Below are 20,309 nucleotides of genomic sequence, written 5' to 3' on the forward strand. Positions count from 1 at the left end.
GAAACGCGATCAATCTTCGAAATTGTCGGCAACATATTGGTTGAGCAGGCGCACGCCATAGCCGGTCGCGCCCTTGTCCCAGACCGGACCGGGCTTGTCCGCCCAGACCATACCGGCGATATCGAGATGCGCCCATTTCACACCGTCCTTGACGAAGCGCTTGAGGAATTGCGCCGCGGTAATCGACCCTGCCCCGCGCGGACCGACATTCTTCATGTCGGCAATCGGCGAGTTGATCAGCTTGTCATAAGCCGGACCAACGGGCAGACGCCACAGCGGATCACCGGAATCCTTGCCCGCATCGATCAGGTCGTCGGCAAGATCGTCATCGTTGCTGAAGCAACCGGCATGTTCGTTGCCCAGCGCGATAATCATCGCACCGGTCAGGGTCGCCAGATCGATCAGCACTTCCGGTTTGAATGTTTCCTGCGTCCAGTGCATCGCGTCGCACAATACCAGCCGTCCTTCGGCATCGGTGTTGATCACCTCGATGGTCTGGCCGTTCATGCTGGTCACGACATCGCCAGGGCGCTGCGCTTTGCCATCCGGCATATTCTCGACCAGCCCGCAAACGCCGACAACATGCGCCTTGGCCTTGCGCCCAGCGAGCGCCTTCATCGTTCCGGCCACGGCACCAGCGCCGCCCATATCCCATTTCATCTCTTCCATGCCGGCACCCGGTTTGAGCGAAATGCCGCCGGTGTCGAACGTGACACCCTTGCCGACCAGAGCAAGCGGGGTCTTCTGCTCCCCATCGGTACCGTCCCAGCGCATCGCCAGCAGCCGCGGCGGCCGTTCGGACCCCTGCGACACGCCGAGCAATGCACCCATGCCGAGTTTTTCCATCTCGTCCCAGCCGAGCACGGTGAATTCGACGCCGAGTTCCTTCAGTTCTTCGCAACGGGCGACGAAGCTTTCGGGGTAGATAGCGTTGGCCGGTTCGGCGACCAGTTCGCGGGTCAGGGCAACACCGTCAGCAACCGCGGACAAGTCCGTCCAGGCTTTTGCGGTCTCCAGATCCTGGTCGAGCACGGTGATTGTCTGCAGCGTAACCTTCTGCTTTTCCGGCATGGTCGTCCGGTATTTGTCGTGCCGCCAGCTGCGTAATTTCGCGCCGAAGAGCAATTTCGCCAGCCGCTCGTCGTCGAGACCCGATGGTTCGATGACCGCGTGTTTCGCGCCGGATGCCAGGATTTTGGCGATGGCCGAACCACCCGCTGATTCTGCATTATTCGCCTTACCCTTGCCCAATCCGGTCAAGATGATCCGCTTGACCGCACCTGCCTCGGTAACGAAAATTTCGAAAACTTCACCCAGCTTGCCGGAAAACCGGGCGGCTTTTGCCCCCGCCTTGACGATATTTGCTTGTTCGAGCTTGAGCTCGAAATCGTCCAGTCCATTCTCGGCGATGGTAAAAATTATTGCATCAGCGTCTGCGGGCCGCTCTGTGGCAAAGGTGAAATTCATTAGAAAACTGTCCCTATTTTTCTGTTTTGAGGAGTGAAAAGCCTTATTGGCTTACTCGTCGATCCGACTCATTTATGGCCGGGCCGGCATTTATCCTGTCGTGAGCCGTTGCTGCACCGTCTTGGTTTTCCGGTCAAGCATCTGTTCATCAGAATCTGGCAAAGAAAATTTGCAGACTGGGCAATCTGGTGCAATAGGCGTTCGGAAGGTGGACAGTGCGATATTCAATGCCGTCCGAAATGGGGCTAAAAGTAGGTTGAGCCAGTCGATGAAATCTTCACTCGCCCTTTTCACCTTGGGTCTCGCCGCTGTCACTCCGGCTGCGGCCATGGGCCAGTCGCAAGACGACGACACCGTCTCCTCTGATCAGCAAGCCGACGAGATCGAATTCAGCGCCGACAGTATCGATTATGATTTCGAAAATGACTTCGTCACGGCAAAGGGCAATGTCTTGCTCAATCGCGACGGATATCAGTTGCGCGCTGATCAGGTCTTGTGGAACCGCAAAACCGGCGCTGTCGTGGCAGAAGGCAATATCAAGTCCGTCAGTCCCGATGGTGACGTCGCCTATGGTGATCGCATTGAGCTGACCGACAGTCTGCGCGACGGTGCTGTCGACAATCTTCTGCTCGTTCTGGAAGATGGCAGCCGCCTCGCGGCCCGTCGCAGCGAACGGTTTACCGACGGCTCGCTCGCGCTGCACAATGCCGCCTACACCGCCTGCGCGGTCTCGACCGAAGACGGATGTCCGAAAAATCCGAGCTGGGAGATCAAGGCGGTCAAGGTCATCTACGACCCGGTCAAGAAACGCGTCAAATATGATGGCGCACGGATCGAGATTTTCGGACTGCCGGTCATTCCCCTGCCCGGTCTCTCCCATCCGGTAAGCGACGAGAACCGCAGCGGCATTCTGGTGCCGGACATCAAGTTCGACACGGTGAATGGAATGGGTATCACCATCCCCTATTATTTCAGCATCGCACCCAACCAAGATGCAACGGTTACCGCACAGGTGTTTACCGACGTCGCCCCGCTAGTCAGCGGCACGTTTCGCAGCCTCGACGACAAGGGCGCATTCCAGCTGACCGGCTATGCGACTTACGGTTCCCGTATTCCGACCGGTGCCACCCAGCTCATTCCCGATTCCGAAAAGGATTTCCGCGGCTATTTTGCCACGAGCGGCCGGTTCCGGCTTGATGACAAGTGGACGATTTCGCAATCGGCCCGCATCGTGTCCGACCGCACCTTTTTGCGGCGCTATGACATCAGCGATGACGACAGTCTTCGCTCCACCATCAATGTCGAGCGGATCAGCGACAGCAGCTATTTCTCTCTTGCCGGCTGGGCGTTCCAGACGTTGCGGGTGAATGATCCGCAAAACCGTGTGCCGGTTGCGCTGCCGGTGCTGGACTATCGCAAGCGGTTCGATGATCCGGTTCTCGGCGGTCGGCTCGAGGTACAGGCCAATAGTCTGGCAATCGGGCGCAGCGAGGGACAGGACACGCAGCGCGCATTCGGCTCTGCCCGCTGGGACATGCGAAAGCTGACCGACTGGGGGCAGGAAATCACCCTGACCGGACTGGTCCGCGGCGATGTCTATCATAGCGACGACAATGCGCTCAACGACACGGACATCTATCGCGGCCAGAGCGGCTGGCAGACCCGCGCCATCGCCACGGCGTCGATTGATGTGAAATGGCCGCTGATCGGCGAGGCCTTTGGCGGTACCCAGACGATCACCCCGCGTTTCCAGATTGTCGCAACACCCGCTCTGGCCAATCTTTCGGTTCCGAACGAGGATTCCCGCGCCGTGGATCTGGAAGACACCAATCTTTTTTCTCTCAACCGCTTCCCCGGCTATGATCGCTATGAAGACAATGTCCGCGCGACCTACGGGATGGAATGGGAAATCAATCGTCCCAATCTGCAGGTCAATATGGTCGTCGGCCAGAGCTATCGACTGGAAAACAACAATAATATCGTGCCCGAAGGCACCGGCCTGTCAGACCGTTTTTCCGATATCGTCGGTCGCACCAACGTCCGGTTCAAGGATATCGTCAAGTTCACCCATCGTTTCCGGCTCGACAAGGATAATCTGGCGGTACGGCGGAACGAGATCGATGCAACCATCGGTTCGAAAGAAACCTATGCCCAGGTCGGTTATCTGCGCCTGAACCGCAATATCGGATTGGATCTGGAAGATCTGCGCGACCGCGAGGAAGTGCGCGCTGGCGGACGTTATCAGATCGACAATTACTGGTCCGTATTCGGGTCGGCGATTATCGACCTGACCGATCGGAGCGAAGATCCGATCTCTGTGGCCGATGGTTTTGCTCCCGTGCGACACCGTCTCGGAATCGCTTATGACGACGGCTGCCTCTCTATGGGCGTAACCTGGCGCTATGATTATGAAGACACCGGTGACGCGCGTAGTGGCAGCACCTTCCTGTTCCGGCTGGCCTTGCGCAATCTGGGCGTGTAAAGGTCATCCAAACAGGTCGGCCCACTCATATTGGGTTCAGCAGATAATTGGTATTTGCTTCGTAAAATTTACTCTGTGTAGTTGAGAAGAAACAAAATATGAATGTATTGAGCACGAAAATCCAGGGCTTCAAGAGCAAGGCTATCCTGATCACGGCGCTTGCCATTGCGGGTGCCTCCCCCTCGGTCAGCCAGACCGTTGCGGATACGTCGCTGCCGCAGACCGGACTGGATATTCCCGACGAGCTGACAATATTCGGCAATAATGATCCGAACGTCCGTCGCGCGACAGCGATCGTCAACGGAGACATCATTACCGGCACCGACGTCGGCCATCGTCTTGCCCTGATCGTCGCTGCCAATGGCGGCGAGGTCTCGGACGAAGAGAAACAGCGCCTGCGGCTCCAGATATTGCGCAATCTGATCGATGAAACGCTGCAGATCCAGGAAGCCGAAGCCAATGAAATCGTCATAGCGCCGGAGGAAGTCGAAGCCACGTTCCGTCAGGTTGCACAGCAGAATTTCAAACAGGATCTCGACGCATTCGACCAATATTTGCGATCGCAGGGATCGTCCGCCGACACGCTGAAGCGCCAGATCAAGGGCGAGCTGGCCTGGAGCCGGCTGCTCCGCCGCAATATCCAGCCGTTCATCAATGTCGGCGATGAAGAGGTCAACGCCATCATCGAACGATTGAACGCCTCAAAGGGCACCACCGAATATCGTATCGGTGAAATCTACATGTCGGCCAATCAGGAAAACGCCGAACAGGTGGCAGCAAATATGGTGAAGATACTGGAGCAGATCCGCGCCGGTGGTTCGTTCGTCGCCTATGCCCGCCAGTTTTCGGAGGCATCCACGGCCGCCACCGGTGGTGATCTGGGCTGGGTCCGGCCCGCACAATTGCCGCAAACCCTCGCGCAGGCAGCCGAACAGATGCAGGTCGGACAAGTCGTCGGTCCCATCGAAGTCCCGGGCGGTTTATCCATCCTCTATCTGATCGATTCGCGCCAGGTGCTCACCGCCGATGCGCGAGACGCTCTGCTCAGCCTCAAACAGCTGGCGATCGACTTCCCGCCGGGCGTCACCGAAGCTCAGGCATCTGCCCGGGCCGCGAAATTTGCGACCGAGACGCAGGCTATCAAGGGTTGCGGTGCAGCCAACGAAGTGGCGGCCAGGCTCGGTGCCAGCGTGGTCGATAATGATCAGGTCCGTCTGCGCGATCTTCCTGCTGCCTTGCAGGGGGCGATCGGACAGTTGCAAATCGGTCAGGCCAGCCAGCCATTCGGCTCGGTCGAAGATGGTGTCCGCGTTCTCATACTCTGTGGCCGCGATGATCCGCAGAGCGCCGCAGCACCATCCTTTGATGCGATCATGTCGCGACTCGAAAATGACCGGATCAACAAACGGGCGCAGATCTATCTGCGCGATCTGAGACGCGACGCCATTATCGAATATAATTGATGGCAGAGCGGAACGCCAAGCCATTTGCCGTTTCCTGCGGAGATCCGGCGGGTGTCGGGCCGGAAATCATCGGCAAGAGCTGGCAGCAGCGGGCGGAAACCGGGCTCAAACCGTTTTTCGCGATCGGCAATATAGCCGACTTTGAAAATCTCGCCGGCGTGCCGGTTCGCAAGATCGAGCAGCCGGTGGAAACCGGCGAGACTTTTGACGAGGCGCTGCCCGTCTTCCATATCCACAACGCCGCCGCCGCGGTTCCCGGAGAGGCGACGCTGGACAGCGCGCAATGTTCCCTGCACGCGCTCGAAATTGCCTGCGGTCTGGCCCGCTCGGGCGATGCCGGTGCGGTGATCACCGCTCCCGTCTCCAAGACCCAGCTTTACAAGATCGGCTTTCGCTATCCCGGCCAGACCGAATTTGTTTCGGAACGCTGCGGAATTGCGCGCGAAAATGCCGTGATGATGCTGGCCGGACCCAGCTTGCGGGTCATTCCGATGACCACCCATATCGCCCTCAGGGACGTGACAGAGCAATTGACCGAGCGGCTGATCCTTGCCCGCGCCCGTGCCGCAGAGAAGGCGATGGTCCGCAATTTCGGCATCGAGAAACCCCGCATCGCGGTAGCGGGCCTCAATCCGCATGCCGGCGAGAGCGGCAATCTCGGTGACGAGGAGCAACGGATCATGCAGCCGGCAATCGATGCACTGCGCAACGACGGCATGGATATCACCGATCCGCTGCCGGCCGACACGATGTTCCACGAGGAAGCCCGAGCGCAATATGATGTCGCGCTGTGCCCCTATCATGACCAGGCCCTGATACCGCTCAAGACCCTGCATTTCTTTGACGGCGTCAATATCACGCTCGGCCTTCCGATCGTCCGTACCTCGCCCGACCATGGCACCGCCTTCAACATTGCCGGCCGGAATATCGCCGACCCGCGCTCGATGATCGCAGCGATCCAGATGGCCGCCACCGCGGTCACCAACCGCCAGATATACGACCATTGAGCCAGCCTGTTGCCCTGCCCCCGCTGCGGGAGGTGATCAAGAAACACGGCCTGACCGCGAGCAAGGCGCTGGGCCAGAATTTCCTGTTCGACATGCAGCTTCTCGACCGGATCGCTGCGGTGCCGGGCAATCTGGACGGCCAGTCCGTCTTTGAAGTCGGCCCCGGTCCCGGCGGCCTGACCCGCGCCCTGTTGCAGGCCGGTGCCCATGTGACCGCTGTGGAGCGGGACGAGCGCTGCCTGCCCGCCCTGTCCGAACTGTCCGGCCATTTCCCGGACAAGCTGACGCTGATCAACGACGATGCGCTCGCACTGGACCATGGCAGCCTGTTCGAGGGTCCGTTCCATATCCTGTCCAACCTGCCCTATAATGTCGGTTCCGCGCTGCTCGTGAAGTGGCTCTCCGCTCCGCAATGGCCACCGCAATGGCAGTCGCTGACCCTGATGTTCCAGCGCGAGGTCGCCGACCGGATCGTCGCCCGGCCCGGCTCGAGCGCCTATGGCCGCCTCTCGATCCTGGCCCAGTGGCGCAGCACGGCCAAGCTCGCCATGACCGTCCACCGCTCGGCCTTCACGCCGCCGCCCAAGGTCATGTCGGCGGTCGTCCATATCACGCCCGCAGCGCAGCCCGAAGGCGTCGATTTCGCCAAGCTGGAAGTCCTGACGCAGACCGCCTTCAGCCAGCGGCGCAAGATGCTGCGGCAAAGCCTGAAGAAGCTGCCCGGCGGCCTCGAAGCGCTCGAACAGGCCGGCATCGACAGCCAGCGCCGGCCCGAGACCCTTGCCGTGTCCGAGTTCGTCGAACTCGCCCGGCTGCTCTCCTAGCCGGCCGCTTTCAGTTTCCGCCGATAGGCGTGCAGCAACGGCTCGGTATAGCCGCTCGGCTGCTCGACACCCTTGAACACCAGATCGCGCGCCGCCTGGAAGGCCAGGCTGGCATCCGGATTGGGAGCCATGGGCCGGTACAGAGGATCGCCCGCATTCTGCCCGTCGACCTTGGCCGCCATCCGCAAAAGAGCGGCATCGACCTGCTCAGGCGAACAGACACCGTGCAGCATCCAGTTGGCCATATGCTGTGAGGAAATCCGCAGCGTCGCGCGGTCTTCCATCAACCCGACATCATTGATGTCGGGAACCTTGGAGCAACCGATGCCCTGATCGATCCAACGCACCACATAGCCCAAAATGCCCTGCGCATTATTGTCCAGCTCATGCTCGATTTCTGCATCCGACCAATTGTGGCCGTCGGCCAACGGAATGGTCAGCAACTTGTCGAGCGGCGCAATGCCGTCCGCCGCGACCTCTTTCTGCCGGTCGAAAACATTGACCCGGTGATAGTGGATCGCGTGCAGCGTCGCCGCCGTCGGGCTGGGCACCCAGGCGGTGTTGGCGCCGGTCATCGGATGGCCGATTTTCTGCTCCATCATGTCGGCCATCATGTCGGGCGCGGCCCACATGCCCTTGCCGATCTGCGCCTTGCCGGACATGCCGCAAGCCAGGCCGATGGCGACGTTGCGCTGTTCATAAGCGGTGATCCAGTCGCTTGTCTTGATGTCGGCCTTGGCGAGCATCGCCCCTGCCTGCATCGAGGTGTGGATTTCGTCGCCGGTCCGGTCGAGGAAGCCGGTGTTGATGAACACGACCCGGTCCTTCACTGCATGGATACAGGCAGCAAGGTTTGCCGACGTGCGGCGTTCTTCGTCCATCACGCCCACCTTAATCGTGTGACGGGCGAGACCGAGCAAATCCTCCACAGCATCGAACAGATCGTTGGTGAAGGCGCATTCTTCCGGCCCGTGCATCTTCGGTTTCACGATATAGATGGAACCGGCGCGGCTGTTGCGCAGTTCGCCGAGCCCTTTGAGATCATGCATCGCGATCAGGCTGGTAAAAACACCGTCAAGCAGGCCTTCCGGCGCTTCCGACCCGTCGGCCAGCAGGACCGCCGGATTGGACATCAGATGCCCGACATTGCGGACAAACATCAGGCTGCGACCCGGCAGGGTGAAGGATTTGCCGTCGAGATCAACATAGTCGCGATCGGGATTGGCCTTGCGCTCGACCGTCTTGCCGCCCTTTTCGAAGGACGCATCGAGATCACCGCGCATCAGACCGAGCCAGTTTGTATAGGCCAGCACCTTGTCCTCGGCGTCGACAGCGGCAACCGAATCTTCCATGTCGATGATCGTGGTCAGCGCCGCTTCCATGAGGACATCGGCGATATGGGCCGGATCATCCTTGCCGATCGGGTGCGCCGGGTCGATGACGATTTCGGCGTGCAGTCCGTTATGCTTGAGCAGCAGCGACTGGCCGTTGCGGCCAACCAGCTGTGAGGGATCCGCCAAGGCGGGCTCGCCACCGGCATAATCGGTCCATGATCCGCTCGACAGCGGAAAGGCTTCGTCGAGAAAGGCTTTTGCCGCCTTGATAACCGCAGCGCCGCGCTCCGGATCATAGCCGCCAGGCTTGGCCGGTGGCGCGTCCAGCGCGTCAGTACCGTAGAAGGCGTCATAGAGACTGCCCCAGCGCGCGTTGGCGGCGTTCAGAACGAAGCGGTCATTGAGCGAAGGCACCACCAGCTGCGGTCCGGCCATGGTCGCGATCTCGGGATCGACATTTTCCGTGGTGATAGAAAAAGCCGCCGGTTCTTCAACCAGATAACCGATGTCTTTCAGAAAGCTTTGATATTCCGCCTGATCAATCGGCTGCCCCTTGTGCTCAACATGCCAGGCATCAATCTGCGCCTGCAGTTTCTCGCGCTTGGCCAAAAGCTCCGCATTGCGCGGCGCGAATTTTCCGAGAAGATCAGCAAACCCGGCCCAGAATTTTTCCCCGTCCACCCCGGTTCCCGGCAAGGCACGGTCATTGACAAAATCGAGCAGTTCCTGCGCGATCTGGATATTGTTCTGGCTGACATATTCGGACATGATTCTTCCTCGTTCAAATGCATTTTCCCGCAGCATAGAAACTACACCGGGGGCGTTCAAATTGTTCCGGGGAGGAATCGCTGCCGTCTATGACGGCTCTTTTTCGCCCTGTAAATGGGATGGGCCGCTGGAGAGACGAAAAAGGATATTCCCGGAGATGAACTTTACAAACTTTACACTGTTATGAAAATTTTTCCTTTTCCTGCGATCTCTTATTAGAAGCCATTGAAAACCAACTGAATTTCCATCCATTTTTTGCCATTGTCGGAATTTCTGACAAAGGAGGGAAAGGACGAACGGGCGAGCTTGATCATGGGACACTCCTTTTGAAACGGCACGGCAAGGCCGCTGCGGACTTCGGATTGCAACAATAACGGTGCCCCGCGCTGTAGGACAGCGTTTTTCCCCTGACAGAGCGACTGGCATGGACTCACGACAAATGCTATCGGTTTCAAATGAAAGCAGATTCCTCCTCCGAGATGACAATATTGGAAAAGGCCAACGACCTGCCGCTTTTGCCGCGCACGCTCGAATGGGCGAAGGTCAACAGCGGCACCACCAATCTCGATGGCCTGGCAACCGTCGCGGGAATGCTCGCGGATGCTTTTTCGGTATTGCCGGGAGAGACCAGTCTGGTCGAACCCGACACGGTCGAGGCGGTGCGCGCAGATGGCTCGGTCGACCGGGTCCAGCGCGGTCGGCATCTGGTCACTTCCGTTCGCCCCGAAGCGCCGGTGCGTCTGCTGCTGACCGGCCATATGGACACGGTCTTTGCGGCGGATCACCCGTTCCAGCATATCGTCGAGCTGGAAAGCGGCATTTTGAACGGCCCGGGCCTTGCCGACATGAAGGGCGGTCTTTCCGTCATGCTCGGCGCGCTGCAATTGCTCGAGCAAAGCGAATATACCAGCCAGATCGGCTATGACGTGATGATCAACAGCGACGAGGAAGTGGGTTCAGGATCTTCGGCAACGCTGATCAGGCGACTGGCCGAGGGTAAGACCGCCGCCCTCACCTACGAACCCGCCCTGCCCGACGGCACTTTGGCCGGCGAACGCGGCGGCAGCGGCAATTTTTCGATCATCTTTACCGGCAAGAGCGCGCATGCCGGGCGCAACCCGGACGAAGGGCGCAACGCGCTGGTCGCGGCAGCGGACATGGCCGTGCGGCTGAAAGCGCTGCACCGCGAGGGTTTGAGCGTCAATCCAGCGAAGATTGATGGTGGCGGGCCGAATAATTCGGTTCCCGATCAGGCCATATTGCGCGTCAACTTCCGGCCCAAGACGCTGGAAAATCAGGCTGTGGCGCAACAGGCTCTGGACCAGATGGTCACAGATATCGCGAAGCTGCACGATCTTGGCGTCCACTGCCACGGCGGCTTTGGCCGCCCGCCCAAGCCGATTGATCCGCAGGCGGAAAAGCTGTTCGGCCTTGTGAAGCAATGCGGCGCAGAGCTGGGTCTGGATATCAGCTGGCGCGGCACCGGCGGCGTATGCGATGGCAATAATATCGCGGCCTGCGGTATCCCGGTGGTGGATACGATGGGCGTGCGCGGCGGGGCGATCCACAGCGCCGACGAATTTCTGATCACGGACAGTCTGGTCGAACGGACACAATTATCGGCGCTGACGATCATGCGGATCGCCGAAAAAGGAGGATTATGAGTTTCCGGATACGCGCGGCGCGGGTCGATGATCTGCAGCATCTCTACGAAATGGCGAAACTGACCGGCGGCGGCTTCACCAACCTGCCGGCCGACCGGGATTCGCTGACCCAGAAACTGGAGCGATCCGAGCGCGCCTATCAGAATGACAGCAACGAACATGGCGATGACCTGTTTGTCATGGTGCTGGAAAATGTCGAGACCGGAGCGGTCCGGGGCACCTCGCAACTGTTCACCAAGGTCGGACAGACCTGGCCCTTCTATTCCTATCGCCTGAGCACCCTGTCGCAGACCAGCAAGGAGCTCGACCGGACGTTCAGCGCCCAAATGCTGAGCCTGGTCACCGATCTGGAAGGGGCGAGCGAAGTCGGCGGTCTGTTCCTCCATCCCGGCGAGCGCGCAGGCGGTCTTGGCATGCTGCTGGCCCGCAGCCGCTATCTGTTCATCAAGGAACATCGCGAGCGCTTCGGTGACAAGATTTTTGCCGAGCTGCGCGGGATCATCGACGAGGCGGGCGGGTCGCCCTTCTGGGACGGTCTTGCCGGCCGTTTCTTTGGCATGAGCTTTCAGGAAGCCGATTATTTCAACGCCATCCACGGCAACCAGTTCATCGCCGACCTGATGCCCAAACACCCGATCTATACGGCCATGCTGAGCGAATCCGCGCGCGCCGCGATCGGTGTGCCCCATCCCAATGGCCGGGCTGCCATGCGGATGCTGGAGAACGAGAATTTCTCCTATGACGGCTATGTCGATATTTTTGACGGCGGCCCGACGATGATCGCGAAGACCAATGATGTGACGAGTATCCGCAACGCAAAATCCGCGAAGATCAGCGCCCTTGGTGAAGGCGAGACGAAAGTGATCATTTCGCACGGTAATCTCGGCGATTTTCAGGCGACCTATGCCATGTTGAGCGAGACTGACGACGGCGTGATGATCGACGAACAGGCCGCCGCCAATATCGACCTCTCGGTCGGTGACGAAATCCGGTATATTCCGCGATGAGCGCGCTGACCGAAATCAATTTCGACGGGATTATCGGTCCCAGTCACAATTATGCCGGACTGAGCCTCGGCAATATTGCCTCCTCGACCAATGCCGGCGCGACCGCCTATCCGCGGGAAGCGGCGCTGCAGGGCATCGCCAAGATGCGGCACAATCTGGAGCTGGGGCTGGCGCAGGGCTTTTTCATCCCGCTAGACCGGCCGAACAGCGGCTGGCTGGAGGCGCTGGGGACAAATGTAGCCGCTGCAGAGCCGCATTTGCGGGCGGTGGCCTTCTCCGCCTCGTCGATGTGGGCGGCCAATGCCGCGACCGTATCCCCCGCACCTGATGCGCCCGACGGCAGATGCCATCTCACCGTGGCCAATCTGCAGACCATGCCGCACCGCAGCCATGAATGGCCGGGCACGCTGGCGCAATTGCAGCTGGCCTTTGCCGATCACAAGCATTTCGCGGTGCACGCGCCCGTGCCATCACCATTTGGCGATGAAGGCGCCGCCAATCATATGCGGCTCTGTTCCGGTCATGACGTGCCGGGCCTCGAGATATTTGTCTATGGCAAGAGCGGCGGCCCCTTCCCCGCCCGCCAGCATATCGAGGCGAGCAAGGCGGTGGCGCGCAAGCACGGGCTGGACGAGCAGCGGGTGATTTTTGCGCAGCAGGCAGAAACGGCTATCGCTGCGGGGGCTTTCCACAATGATGTTGTGGCCGTGGCCAACGAGCGGGTGCTGTTCACGCACGAACAGGCGTTCGAGCAGCCCGATGCGCTGTATGAGGCGATCCGTGCCAAGCTGCCGGAGGCAGAAATCATCATCGTTCCCGCCGACCGGGTCAGCCTGGCCGACGCGATAAAATCCTATCTGTTCAACGCCCAGCTGGTGAGCCTGCCCGACGGCGGCGGCATGGCGCTGATCCTGCCGAGCGAGGCGCGCGAGAATGAAGCCGTCTGGGCCTATCTGACCGACCTGGTGACGGGCAATGGCCCGATCCGGAGGCTCTGTCCGGTCGATGTCCGGCAATCGATGGCCAATGGCGGCGGTCCGGCATGCCTGCGATTGCGGGTGGTTGCCGATCCCGCGACGGTCGATCCGCGCTTCATGGCAACGCCGGAGAAGCTGGATGCGATCGCGCGGGTGGTGAGCGAATATTGGCCGGAATCGATCGATCCCGACCAGTTGCAGGATCCGGCGCTGGCTGATCGTGTCAGGCAGGCCCGAAGCCGTCTGCTCGACGCTTGCCGTCTGGCCGAACTCGAAGGCTGATCTGGCCGCGCGACTGTCGGGTTAACTTACAATTTACCATATTCTGGTGACAGGAACAGCAGTTTTCCGCGCTTGGCACGGCGCTTGCTAAGCAGGGGTCATGTGGAAAAAATTCAGACGGCTGTTCGTTATCAAGACCAAGTTCGAGGCTTTTCTCATCACCTATGCCCTCGCCACCGGCGCGGTGCAGCGCGGCCAGCATTATCTGGTCGAATATCCGGGATGGGGCGGGAAGATGCTGTTTCTGGCGGTGACCGGCGCGGTGTTCATGGCCGGTGCCAAGATGATCGAGGCGATCGACCTCAATCGGACCTACAGTTCCGAATATTGAATGCGCCGGGCAGCACAGCCGTTTTCGCCGGCCCACTGGATCCGGACGATTCTATCTGTCATTGTGAATGAAGTGGAAGGCTTCTGTTGCCCGGTGCCTTCCAAACCGCTGAATTCCCTTCTGTTGCCCGGTGGGTTCAACCGCGCGTAGCTTTCTAACTTATGACCGTGAGGTCAATGGGTTAGGCAGCGATAGCGAGTGCTTCATTATCGTTTGCACTTATAGGTTTTGAGCAATCACGGCATACTCAGGCCGGGTAAAAATAATGCCTTTGAACACCCGTCGATCCTGGTTCGGCCCCATCAGCAAAAGCGTCCTGCATCGCTGCAAATCGCCTGAAATGGTGGAGCCGCCGGGTACTGCCCCCGGGTCCGTAGTGTCTATTACACATCACAATTTATCACCATAGTCCGTCGGAACGGACGCTTCCTATATAGGGAGATAATTCTGAATGAACAGTGCACAGACAAGAAAAAGGGCCAACCAGTCGCCCGGTTGACCCTCCTCTAGTTCCCCAAAGGGAATTCGTGATTACGAACTGGATTACTGGGCGAGAACGCCTTCTTCGGCATCGGCCTTGTCTTCCAGGGCATCAGCCTTGTCTTCCATGGCTTCCGCTTTGTTTTCCAGCGAATCTTCAGCCGACTCGGTCATCGCATTGTCAGCAGCTTCGTCGAGACGGTCTGCTTCCATTTCGGCTTCCTGAGCCTGCACTTCGGTTTCGGTTTCGGCACCGCTGGTGTCTTCCTGTGCACAGGCACTGAGTGCCAAAGCAGCAGTAGAAGCGGTCAAAATCATCAATTTACGCATATTTATCCCTCGTCAATTGGAAGGAGCAAAAAAGGCTCCTCGGGTCCATCAACCCGCCGACCAGTCATTGGTTCCCGTGAATCAAAAAAATATTAAAAAAAAGGGCCAACCGGTTAACCCGGTTGACCCTTCTCTAGTTCCCCAGAGGGAATTTCAGATGCTTCGAGCTTACTCGGCAACAACTTCTTCAGCAGGTGCAGCGGCTTCGTCAGCAGGTGCAGCAGCTTCTTCGGTTACAGGAGCAACTTCTTCAGCAGCCATAACGTCTTCAGCAGGTGCAACTTCTTCGGTAGCAACTTCGTCGGTGACAACAGCATCTTCAGCTGGAGCATTGCAAGCAGACAAAGCGAATACAGCTGCGGATGCAGCCAAAACAGCGAATTTACGCATAATAATTAGTCCCCATATGTCGTTCAAATCGGCTGAGAATCAATCCAGCCGAGCGAGCCTATAGGGTCGAAAATTCCGAATGTATCTCAAAAAATGAAGCCGTTTGTTATAATATTGTAATAAAAAGATTATTATTGATAATCCGCCCTGTTCCGCGGGGTTTCAACGGGCTGCTCGCCGGCACCGGACAGAAAAATCGCCCCTTTCGCGATACACGGCCTGCGCGAGGCGGGCCATGTGGCAAAAGGGGCGATATCGGTAATCGCGAATGTCTATTTCTTCAGGCTGTCCCGGATTTCGGTCAGCAGGTCAATTTCGCTTGGTCCCGGATCGGCGGCTTCTTCTTCAGCCTTCTTCATCACCTTGTTCGCGTAGCGGACGATCATGAAGATGATGAACGCCAGAATGATGAAGTTGATCACCACGGTCAGGAACTGGCCCCAGCCGAGCATCGGCACGCCGGCTTCCTTGAGCGCTGCATAATCGGTCATCGCCCCGGCGTAATCGGCAGGCGGCGAACCGAGCAGAATGAACATTCCCGAGAAATCGGGCATGCCGAACAGGGCGCTGACAACCGGCATGATCACGTCTTCGGTCAATGACGTGGTAATCGTTGCAAAGGCGGCGCCAATGATGACAGCGACCGCCAGATCGAGCACATTGCCCTTCAGAATAAATGCCTTGAACTCGTTTAACATAAAAATTCCCTTCCCGTTTCTAAAGCCGTGTAAATGTATGAAAAATCCAAAATTGTCGAGGGAAGTCGTTGCAAAGGCGACCATTGATACCTATTTTTACAACGTGGTGCGGCGTTTCGCCGTGTGGATGGAGGGTTTTCAAACATGCTGAATAAATTGATCAAAATTCTGGTGGTGCCGGTCGTGGCCCTGTCGCTGAGCGCCTGTGGAATCAACAGCGTGCCGACGGCGGAAGAAAATGCCAAAGCCAAATGGGCTGACGTTGAAAGCACCTATCAGCGCCGCGCCGACCTGATTCCCAATCTCGTCGAGACCGTCAAAGGCTTTGCTACGCAGGAGCAGGACACGCTGACCGCTGTGGTGGAAGCCCGGGCTAAAGCAACCTCGATTCAGCTCAGCGCCGACGATCTCGGCGATGCCGCGAAGGTTCAGGAATTTGCCGCTGCGCAAGGCGCCCTCTCGCAAGGGCTTGGACGTTTGATGGCAACGGTGGAAGCTTATCCCGAGCTCAAATCCAACCAGAATTTCCTAGCGCTGCAAAGCCAGCTCGAAGGCACGGAAAACCGCATCAACGTAGCGCGGCGCGATTATAATGAAGCGGTCCGCGAATATAATACGACGATCCGCACCTTCCCCGATATCATCGGTGCAAAAATCATCCATGGTGCCGAACCGATGGAGCCCTTTGCTGCCACGACAGAAGGCGCCGACGAAGCGCCCTCGGTGGAATTCTAGAGTGGGATGAGCCCGAGGCTCATCTTGCCTCTGTGGGTCATCTTGTCTGCATGCGGCCAGAATGTTGAAAAGGACCAGGAACAGTTAGACCGTGCAGCACCGTCGATGGTGCTCACGGGGCGTGTTGTTGATGACGCGGATTTGTTGACAGAGGAAACTGAAAAGGAGCTGACAGGCATTTTGGCAGATCTGGAACAAACTTCGGGCCCGCAATTTGTGATAGCGACCACGAAATCGCTGAATGGTCTGGAAATCACGGACTATTCCTTAAAGCTGGCACGGGCGTGGGGGATCGGTAACAAGCATCGTGATGATGGTGTTCTGTTGCTCGTGGCACCAAATGAAAGGGAGGTCCGGATCGAAGTGGGTTACGGACTGGAAGCATCCCTGAGCGATCCATTTTGTGCGGAAGTCATCCGTGAAGCCATGCTGCCGGCCTTTTCGGCAGGTCGGATGGAAGAAGGGATTTTGAACGGCGCCGCCAGACTGATCAAGAAAATGCAGCGTGTTCCATCCCTTCCCGCAAATGATAATGCGCCGGAAATACCCGCGCAAAACAGGAAAATCTCATGAATGTGATACGCTGGCTCCTTGCCCTGTCGATCCTACTGTGCGCGCCGATTGTCAACGCCCAGAGCTTTCCCGAACTCACCGGGCGTGTTGTCGATCAGGCAGATTTGCTTGATCCTGCACAGGAAGCAGAGCTCACAGCCCGGCTGGAAGCGCTGGAAAGCCAGTCCAATCGCCAGCTGGTTGTTGCCACGGTCAACAGTCTCGAAGGCTATGATATCGCCGACTATGGCTATCAGCTTGGCCGGATATGGGGCATCGGACAGGATGGAGAAGGCGAAGCGGAAAAGGACAATGGCCTGATCCTGCTGGTCGCGCCCAATGAGCGCAAGGTGCGCGTCGAAGTCGGCTATGGCCTGGAGGGCATCATGACCGACGCCCTGTCGAGCATCATCATCCAGAATGATATCCTGCCCCAGTTCCGTAATGGCGATATGGCCGGCGGCATCATTGCCGGCGTCGACCGGATTTCGAACCAACTGGTGCTGCCGGAGGAAGAAGCGCTCGCGGTGGCGCAGCAGGCCAGTCAGCAAGCCAGCAAAGGCGATGGCGAGAATATGGGCCTTATGGTCTTCTGGATTTTCGTCCTGATTTTCTTCGTCATCATCCCGATGTTCTCCAACCGCGGTGGCAAACGCTATCGGCGTGGTTCCGGCCCGGTCGTTATCTGGGGCGGCGGAGGCGGCTGGGGTGGCGGCAGCGGCTGGGGTGGCGGCAGCGGCGGTTCCGGCTTCGGCGGCGGCGGATTTGGTGGCGGCGGCTTTGGCGGCGGCGGCGGCAGCTTTGGCGGCGGCGGCGCTTCGGGAGGATGGTGATGGCTAAAGTCAATCAGTTCACCCCGGACGACCACAAGATTGTCACGTCCGCAGTCTCGCAGGCCGAGAAAACGACCGATGGCGAAATCGTTACCATCGTGACCGGCGAATCCGACCATTATGGTGATGTCGCATGGGCGATATCCGGTCTGGTGGCGCTGACCGCCCTGCTGGTGATCAGCCTGTTTCCGGAAGTCTATCTCGGCATCATCGACTGGATGGCCGGCGGCTGGAGCGGTATCACCGCCCTGCCCTATTGGGCGCTGTTCATCTTCGCAGCGTTAAAATTTTTTGGTACGCGCCTGATCCTGATCTGGAAGCCGCTGCTTTTCCTGCTCATCCCGCCACCGATCAAGAAATCACGGGTGCGCAAGCGGGCGATATCCCTGTTCCGGGTGTCCACGGATCATCGCACGGTCGGGCGGACCGGCATATTGCTCTATCTGTCGATGCGTGAACATCGCGCGGAAATCGTGGCTGATGAGGCTATTGTCGCCAAGGTGGAACCGGACATCTGGGGCGAAGCGATGGTCGGCATGATCGATCTGGTGCGCGCCGGCACGCCGGGCGAAGGCATGGCCGAAGCGGTCCGCCAGATGGGCATCGTCCTTGCCGAGCATTTTCCGAAAACCGACCAGAATCCCAACGAACTGCCGGACCGGCTGATCGAACTCTGACATTCCCTTCGCCTTGAGCTTGTCGACGGTCGGTTTTTGCGGCAGGCGTGCTTCATCGGGCTCAGCAAGAACGGGATAAATATGTCGGAAAATATCGAAGTCATGTGGGAAGGCCGTTTCATTACGGCCAAGCGCGAAGGCAAGTGGGAATATGTTTCGCGCAGCCGCGGTATCAAGGCGGCGGTCATCCTGGCGATTGACGATGGTCATGTCCTGCTGGTCGAACAATTTCGCGTTCCGCTTGGCAAATATTGCATAGAATTGCCTGCCGGACTTGTCGGCGATCATGACGAGAATGCCGAAGAAGACAGCGCCATTGCGGCGATCCGCGAACTGGAGGAAGAAACCGGCTATCGCGCGGAGACCATGGAGGATTGCGGCGAATATTATTCTTCGCCCGGAATGGTTTCGGAAAGCTTTTCCCTGTTCAGGGCCAGCGGTTTGACCAAGGTCGGTGATGGCGGCGGCGTGGACGGAGAAAATATTGTCGTCCACCGTGTCGCCCTGAGCGGGCTGACGGATTTCATCGAAAACAAACGCAGCGAAGGCGCCGGTATCGACGTCAAGCTGCTGATGTTTCTACAGCTGGCTTGAATATTTCGGCATTGCTCCCTGCGCAGGCAGGTAGCGGCTAGCGGAAATTATCGGCGTAAGCCTGTATTTTCAGCGTCTTGTGCGGCGTGGGAATGACCGCATAGGCAATTGCATGCTTGTCGGCATAGGCCTTGGCCGCGTCGCAGCTGTCAAAAGTCAGCTTTACCTGCCGCTGGGTATCGCCGGATCCAGCCCAACCGGTCAGCGGATCAGGCTTGCGCGGTTCCGCCGGCTCGAATTCCAGCACCCATTTGTCGGTCAGCGCCCTGCCCGACTGCATGGCGTTTCTGGGGATCTGATAAATTCTTGCAGCCATAATCTGTTCCTGTCTTGCACCGGCTCAATAGGCGCGGGAAATGGCAAATTCAACTGCTTCGGTCATCGCGTCCTTCGCTTTGCCCGCAGCGAATATACCGAGTGCGTCAATTGCCCGCTGACCATAGTGGCGGGCCCGCGACATCGTGTCGTCCATGGCTCCGGTTGCGTGGATCAACGCAGTCGCCCGGGCGAGATCGTCATCGGACGATTTATGCCCAATGATCGCGTCTTTCCAGAATTTGCGCTCCTCGTCATTGCCGCGGGCATAGGCCAGTATGACCGGCAGCGTCACCTTGCCTTCGCGGAAATCGTCGCCGGCATCCTTGCCCATGGTTTCGCGATCGGATGAATAGTCGATCGCGTCATCGACCAGCTGAAAGGCTATGCCCAGATTGCGGCCATAGCTGTCCAGCGCCAGTTCGACTTCGTCGTCGCATTCCGCGACCACGGCGGAAATCCGGCTGGCCGCTGCGAACAGGGCAGCTGTCTTGGCGCCAATGATATCGAGATAGCGGTCTTCATTGGTTTCGATCTTGCGCTGCGCGGTCAACTGGTTGACTTCGCCTTCGGCGATGACAGCAGAAGCATTGGACAATATCTTCAGCACTTTGAGCGAGCCGTCCTCGACCATCAGCTCGAACGAGCGGCTGAACAGGAAGTCACCGACCAGAACGGTCGCTGGATTACCAAAAATGAGATTAGCGGCGGTTTTTCCGCGCCGCATGTCGGAGCCGTCGACCACATCATCATGCAACAGGGTCGCGGTGTGAATGAACTCGACCGCTGCCGCGAGCTTGAAATGGCGGTCTCCAGGATAGCCAATCAGCTTCGCCGCGGCCAGCGTCAGCATAGGACGCATCCGCTTGCCGCCGCCTGCGATCAGATGGCCGGCCAGTTCGGGGATCAGCGGTATTTCGGACTGCATCCGGTCCAGAATCACGCTGTTGACCTGGTTCATGTCGCTGGCGACCAGTGACATGATGGGTTCTAGTGAAGGCGCGTTATCCCGCCCGATATGATGGACCGTTGCTGACATGTTGCACCGGATGTGGCAATTCACTAGGGATAAGGCAAGTGAAATCAGGCCATATTCGGT

20 protein-coding genes and 1 other RNA gene are annotated in these 20,309 nt (G+C 58.6%); 13 read left to right on the forward strand and 8 right to left on the reverse strand.

Annotated elements, in window-relative coordinates:
* Positions 1 to 9: 9 nt before the first annotated feature.
* Entirely contained in the window at positions 10 to 1,467 is a 1,458-nt protein-coding gene (locus tag CHN51_RS18130; protein WP_100095274.1) for a leucyl aminopeptidase, read from the reverse strand.
* Between the two features lie 268 nt (positions 1,468 to 1,735).
* Between CHN51_RS18130 and lptD the strand changes: the two genes are divergently transcribed.
* The 4 genes from lptD to rsmA all read left to right on the forward strand — a co-directional run bounded on the left by lptD (position 1,736) and on the right by rsmA (position 7,243).
* A complete protein-coding gene (lptD, locus tag CHN51_RS18135) occupies positions 1,736 to 3,949 on the forward strand; it encodes an LPS assembly protein LptD (RefSeq protein ID WP_100095275.1) in 2,214 nt (737 codons plus the stop codon).
* Positions 3,950 to 4,047: 98 nt separating this feature from the next.
* Entirely contained in the window at positions 4,048 to 5,412 is a 1,365-nt protein-coding gene (locus tag CHN51_RS18140) for a peptidylprolyl isomerase (RefSeq protein WP_100095276.1), read from the forward strand.
* The gene (pdxA, locus tag CHN51_RS18145; protein ID WP_100095277.1) at positions 5,412 to 6,419 is read left to right on the forward strand and encodes a 4-hydroxythreonine-4-phosphate dehydrogenase PdxA; all 1,008 of its coding nucleotides are present in this window, start codon (positions 5,412 to 5,414) and stop codon (positions 6,417 to 6,419) included. The genes CHN51_RS18140 and pdxA overlap by 1 nt, the downstream gene beginning before the upstream one ends.
* The gene (rsmA, locus tag CHN51_RS18150; RefSeq protein WP_100095278.1) at positions 6,416 to 7,243 is read left to right on the forward strand and encodes a 16S rRNA (adenine(1518)-N(6)/adenine(1519)-N(6))-dimethyltransferase RsmA; all 828 of its coding nucleotides are present in this window, start codon (positions 6,416 to 6,418) and stop codon (positions 7,241 to 7,243) included. Before pdxA ends, rsmA begins: the two co-directional genes overlap by 4 nt.
* Here the strand turns inward: rsmA and CHN51_RS18155 are convergent.
* Positions 7,240 to 9,345, reverse strand: coding sequence for a malate synthase G (locus CHN51_RS18155; RefSeq protein ID WP_100095279.1), 2,106 nt, complete (start codon positions 9,343 to 9,345; stop codon positions 7,240 to 7,242). The two genes, rsmA and CHN51_RS18155, sit on opposite strands and share 4 nt — an antisense overlap.
* A 479-nt stretch (positions 9,346 to 9,824) precedes the next feature.
* On the opposite strand from CHN51_RS18155, the gene CHN51_RS18160 reads away from it, so the two are divergent.
* The 4 genes from CHN51_RS18160 to CHN51_RS18175 all read left to right on the forward strand — a co-directional run bounded on the left by CHN51_RS18160 (position 9,825) and on the right by CHN51_RS18175 (position 13,606).
* Complete coding sequence (locus CHN51_RS18160) at positions 9,825 to 11,009, forward strand: hydrolase (protein ID WP_240616800.1); 1,185 nt, start codon at positions 9,825 to 9,827, stop codon at positions 11,007 to 11,009.
* On the forward strand, positions 11,006 to 12,016 hold the full coding sequence (locus CHN51_RS18165) for an arginine N-succinyltransferase (RefSeq protein ID WP_100095281.1): 1,011 nt from the start codon (positions 11,006 to 11,008) through the stop codon (positions 12,014 to 12,016). The genes CHN51_RS18160 and CHN51_RS18165 overlap by 4 nt, the downstream gene beginning before the upstream one ends.
* Positions 12,013 to 13,275, forward strand: coding sequence for an N-succinylarginine dihydrolase (locus tag CHN51_RS18170; protein ID WP_100095282.1), 1,263 nt, complete (start codon positions 12,013 to 12,015; stop codon positions 13,273 to 13,275). Before CHN51_RS18165 ends, CHN51_RS18170 begins: the two co-directional genes overlap by 4 nt.
* 100 nt (positions 13,276 to 13,375) lie before the next feature.
* Entirely contained in the window at positions 13,376 to 13,606 is a 231-nt protein-coding gene (locus tag CHN51_RS18175) for a hypothetical protein (RefSeq protein WP_100095283.1), read from the forward strand.
* A 71-nt stretch (positions 13,607 to 13,677) separates the two neighbouring features.
* On the opposite strand, the gene ssrA is transcribed toward CHN51_RS18175, so the two are convergent.
* The 4 genes from ssrA to mscL all read right to left on the reverse strand — a co-directional run bounded on the left by ssrA (position 13,678) and on the right by mscL (position 15,504).
* Positions 13,678 to 14,068, reverse strand: a transfer-messenger RNA (tmRNA) gene (ssrA, locus tag CHN51_RS18180).
* A gap of 81 nt (positions 14,069 to 14,149) precedes the next feature.
* A complete protein-coding gene (locus tag CHN51_RS18185; RefSeq protein WP_100095284.1) occupies positions 14,150 to 14,416 on the reverse strand; it encodes a hypothetical protein in 267 nt (88 codons plus the stop codon).
* Between the two features lie 168 nt (positions 14,417 to 14,584).
* Positions 14,585 to 14,806, reverse strand: coding sequence for a hypothetical protein (locus tag CHN51_RS20035; protein WP_206169912.1), 222 nt, complete (start codon positions 14,804 to 14,806; stop codon positions 14,585 to 14,587).
* Between the two features lie 272 nt (positions 14,807 to 15,078).
* Positions 15,079 to 15,504: a large conductance mechanosensitive channel protein MscL gene (gene mscL / locus CHN51_RS18195; protein ID WP_173202637.1), complete on the reverse strand. Its 426-nt coding sequence runs from the start codon at positions 15,502 to 15,504 to the stop codon at positions 15,079 to 15,081.
* A 144-nt stretch (positions 15,505 to 15,648) separates the two neighbouring features.
* Here mscL and CHN51_RS18200 point away from each other — a divergent pair, with 144 nt between their 5' ends.
* From CHN51_RS18200 to CHN51_RS18220, 5 genes are all read left to right on the forward strand, one after another.
* Positions 15,649 to 16,239 carry a LemA family protein gene (locus CHN51_RS18200; RefSeq protein ID WP_100095285.1) on the forward strand — a complete coding sequence of 197 codons (591 nt, stop codon included), beginning with the start codon at positions 15,649 to 15,651 and terminating at the stop codon, positions 16,237 to 16,239.
* Positions 16,240 to 16,245: 6 nt separating this feature from the next.
* Positions 16,246 to 16,812, forward strand: a complete 567-nt coding sequence (locus tag CHN51_RS18205) for a TPM domain-containing protein (RefSeq protein WP_100095286.1) — start codon at positions 16,246 to 16,248, stop codon at positions 16,810 to 16,812.
* Positions 16,809 to 17,624 (forward strand): TPM domain-containing protein, encoded by an 816-nt coding sequence (locus CHN51_RS18210; RefSeq protein ID WP_100095287.1) that lies wholly within the window; start codon positions 16,809 to 16,811, stop codon positions 17,622 to 17,624. Before CHN51_RS18205 ends, CHN51_RS18210 begins: the two co-directional genes overlap by 4 nt.
* Complete coding sequence (locus CHN51_RS18215; protein ID WP_100095288.1) at positions 17,624 to 18,301, forward strand: hypothetical protein; 678 nt, start codon at positions 17,624 to 17,626, stop codon at positions 18,299 to 18,301. Before CHN51_RS18210 ends, CHN51_RS18215 begins: the two co-directional genes overlap by 1 nt.
* A gap of 81 nt (positions 18,302 to 18,382) precedes the next feature.
* Complete coding sequence (locus tag CHN51_RS18220; protein WP_240616801.1) at positions 18,383 to 18,895, forward strand: NUDIX hydrolase; 513 nt, start codon at positions 18,383 to 18,385, stop codon at positions 18,893 to 18,895.
* Positions 18,896 to 18,932: 37 nt separating this feature from the next.
* Here the strand turns inward: CHN51_RS18220 and CHN51_RS18225 are convergent, their stop codons facing one another.
* Together CHN51_RS18225 and CHN51_RS18230 are read right to left on the reverse strand one after the other, a co-directional pair.
* Positions 18,933 to 19,211: an ETC complex I subunit gene (locus tag CHN51_RS18225; protein WP_100095289.1), complete on the reverse strand. Its 279-nt coding sequence runs from the start codon at positions 19,209 to 19,211 to the stop codon at positions 18,933 to 18,935.
* Positions 19,212 to 19,235: 24 nt separating this feature from the next.
* Complete coding sequence (locus tag CHN51_RS18230; RefSeq protein ID WP_100095290.1) at positions 19,236 to 20,249, reverse strand: polyprenyl synthetase family protein; 1,014 nt, start codon at positions 20,247 to 20,249, stop codon at positions 19,236 to 19,238.
* Positions 20,250 to 20,309 lie beyond the last annotated feature (60 nt).

Origin of the sequence: Sphingorhabdus sp. YGSMI21 (assembly GCF_002776575.1) — a bacterium.
GTDB lineage: Bacteria > Pseudomonadota > Alphaproteobacteria > Sphingomonadales > Sphingomonadaceae > Parasphingorhabdus.

Excerpts from the sequence above, each read along its gene's own strand:
- CHN51_RS18130 (WP_100095274.1), bottom strand. The coding sequence starts at position 1,467 with ATGAATTTCACCTTTGCCACAGAGCGGCCCGCAGACGCTGATGCAATA.
- lptD (WP_100095275.1), top strand. The coding sequence starts at position 1,736 with ATGAAATCTTCACTCGCCCTTTTCACCTTGGGTCTCGCCGCTGTCACT.
- CHN51_RS18140 (WP_100095276.1), top strand. The coding sequence starts at position 4,048 with ATGAATGTATTGAGCACGAAAATCCAGGGCTTCAAGAGCAAGGCTATC.
- pdxA (WP_100095277.1), top strand. The coding sequence starts at position 5,412 with ATGGCAGAGCGGAACGCCAAGCCATTTGCCGTTTCCTGCGGAGATCCG.
- CHN51_RS18155 (WP_100095279.1), bottom strand. The coding sequence starts at position 9,345 with ATGTCCGAATATGTCAGCCAGAACAATATCCAGATCGCGCAGGAACTG.
- CHN51_RS18160 (WP_240616800.1), top strand. The coding sequence starts at position 9,825 with ATGACAATATTGGAAAAGGCCAACGACCTGCCGCTTTTGCCGCGCACG.
- CHN51_RS18165 (WP_100095281.1), top strand. The coding sequence starts at position 11,006 with ATGAGTTTCCGGATACGCGCGGCGCGGGTCGATGATCTGCAGCATCTC.
- CHN51_RS18170 (WP_100095282.1), top strand. The coding sequence starts at position 12,013 with ATGAGCGCGCTGACCGAAATCAATTTCGACGGGATTATCGGTCCCAGT.
- CHN51_RS18175 (WP_100095283.1), top strand. The coding sequence starts at position 13,376 with ATGTGGAAAAAATTCAGACGGCTGTTCGTTATCAAGACCAAGTTCGAG.
- CHN51_RS18185 (WP_100095284.1), bottom strand. The coding sequence starts at position 14,416 with ATGCGTAAATTGATGATTTTGACCGCTTCTACTGCTGCTTTGGCACTC.
- CHN51_RS20035 (WP_206169912.1), bottom strand. The coding sequence starts at position 14,806 with ATGCGTAAATTCGCTGTTTTGGCTGCATCCGCAGCTGTATTCGCTTTG.
- mscL (WP_173202637.1), bottom strand. The coding sequence starts at position 15,504 with ATGTTAAACGAGTTCAAGGCATTTATTCTGAAGGGCAATGTGCTCGAT.
- CHN51_RS18200 (WP_100095285.1), top strand. The coding sequence starts at position 15,649 with ATGCTGAATAAATTGATCAAAATTCTGGTGGTGCCGGTCGTGGCCCTG.
- CHN51_RS18205 (WP_100095286.1), top strand. The coding sequence starts at position 16,246 with ATGAGCCCGAGGCTCATCTTGCCTCTGTGGGTCATCTTGTCTGCATGC.
- CHN51_RS18210 (WP_100095287.1), top strand. The coding sequence starts at position 16,809 with ATGAATGTGATACGCTGGCTCCTTGCCCTGTCGATCCTACTGTGCGCG.
- CHN51_RS18215 (WP_100095288.1), top strand. The coding sequence starts at position 17,624 with ATGGCTAAAGTCAATCAGTTCACCCCGGACGACCACAAGATTGTCACG.
- CHN51_RS18220 (WP_240616801.1), top strand. The coding sequence starts at position 18,383 with ATGTCGGAAAATATCGAAGTCATGTGGGAAGGCCGTTTCATTACGGCC.
- CHN51_RS18225 (WP_100095289.1), bottom strand. The coding sequence starts at position 19,211 with ATGGCTGCAAGAATTTATCAGATCCCCAGAAACGCCATGCAGTCGGGC.
- CHN51_RS18230 (WP_100095290.1), bottom strand. The coding sequence starts at position 20,249 with ATGTCAGCAACGGTCCATCATATCGGGCGGGATAACGCGCCTTCACTA.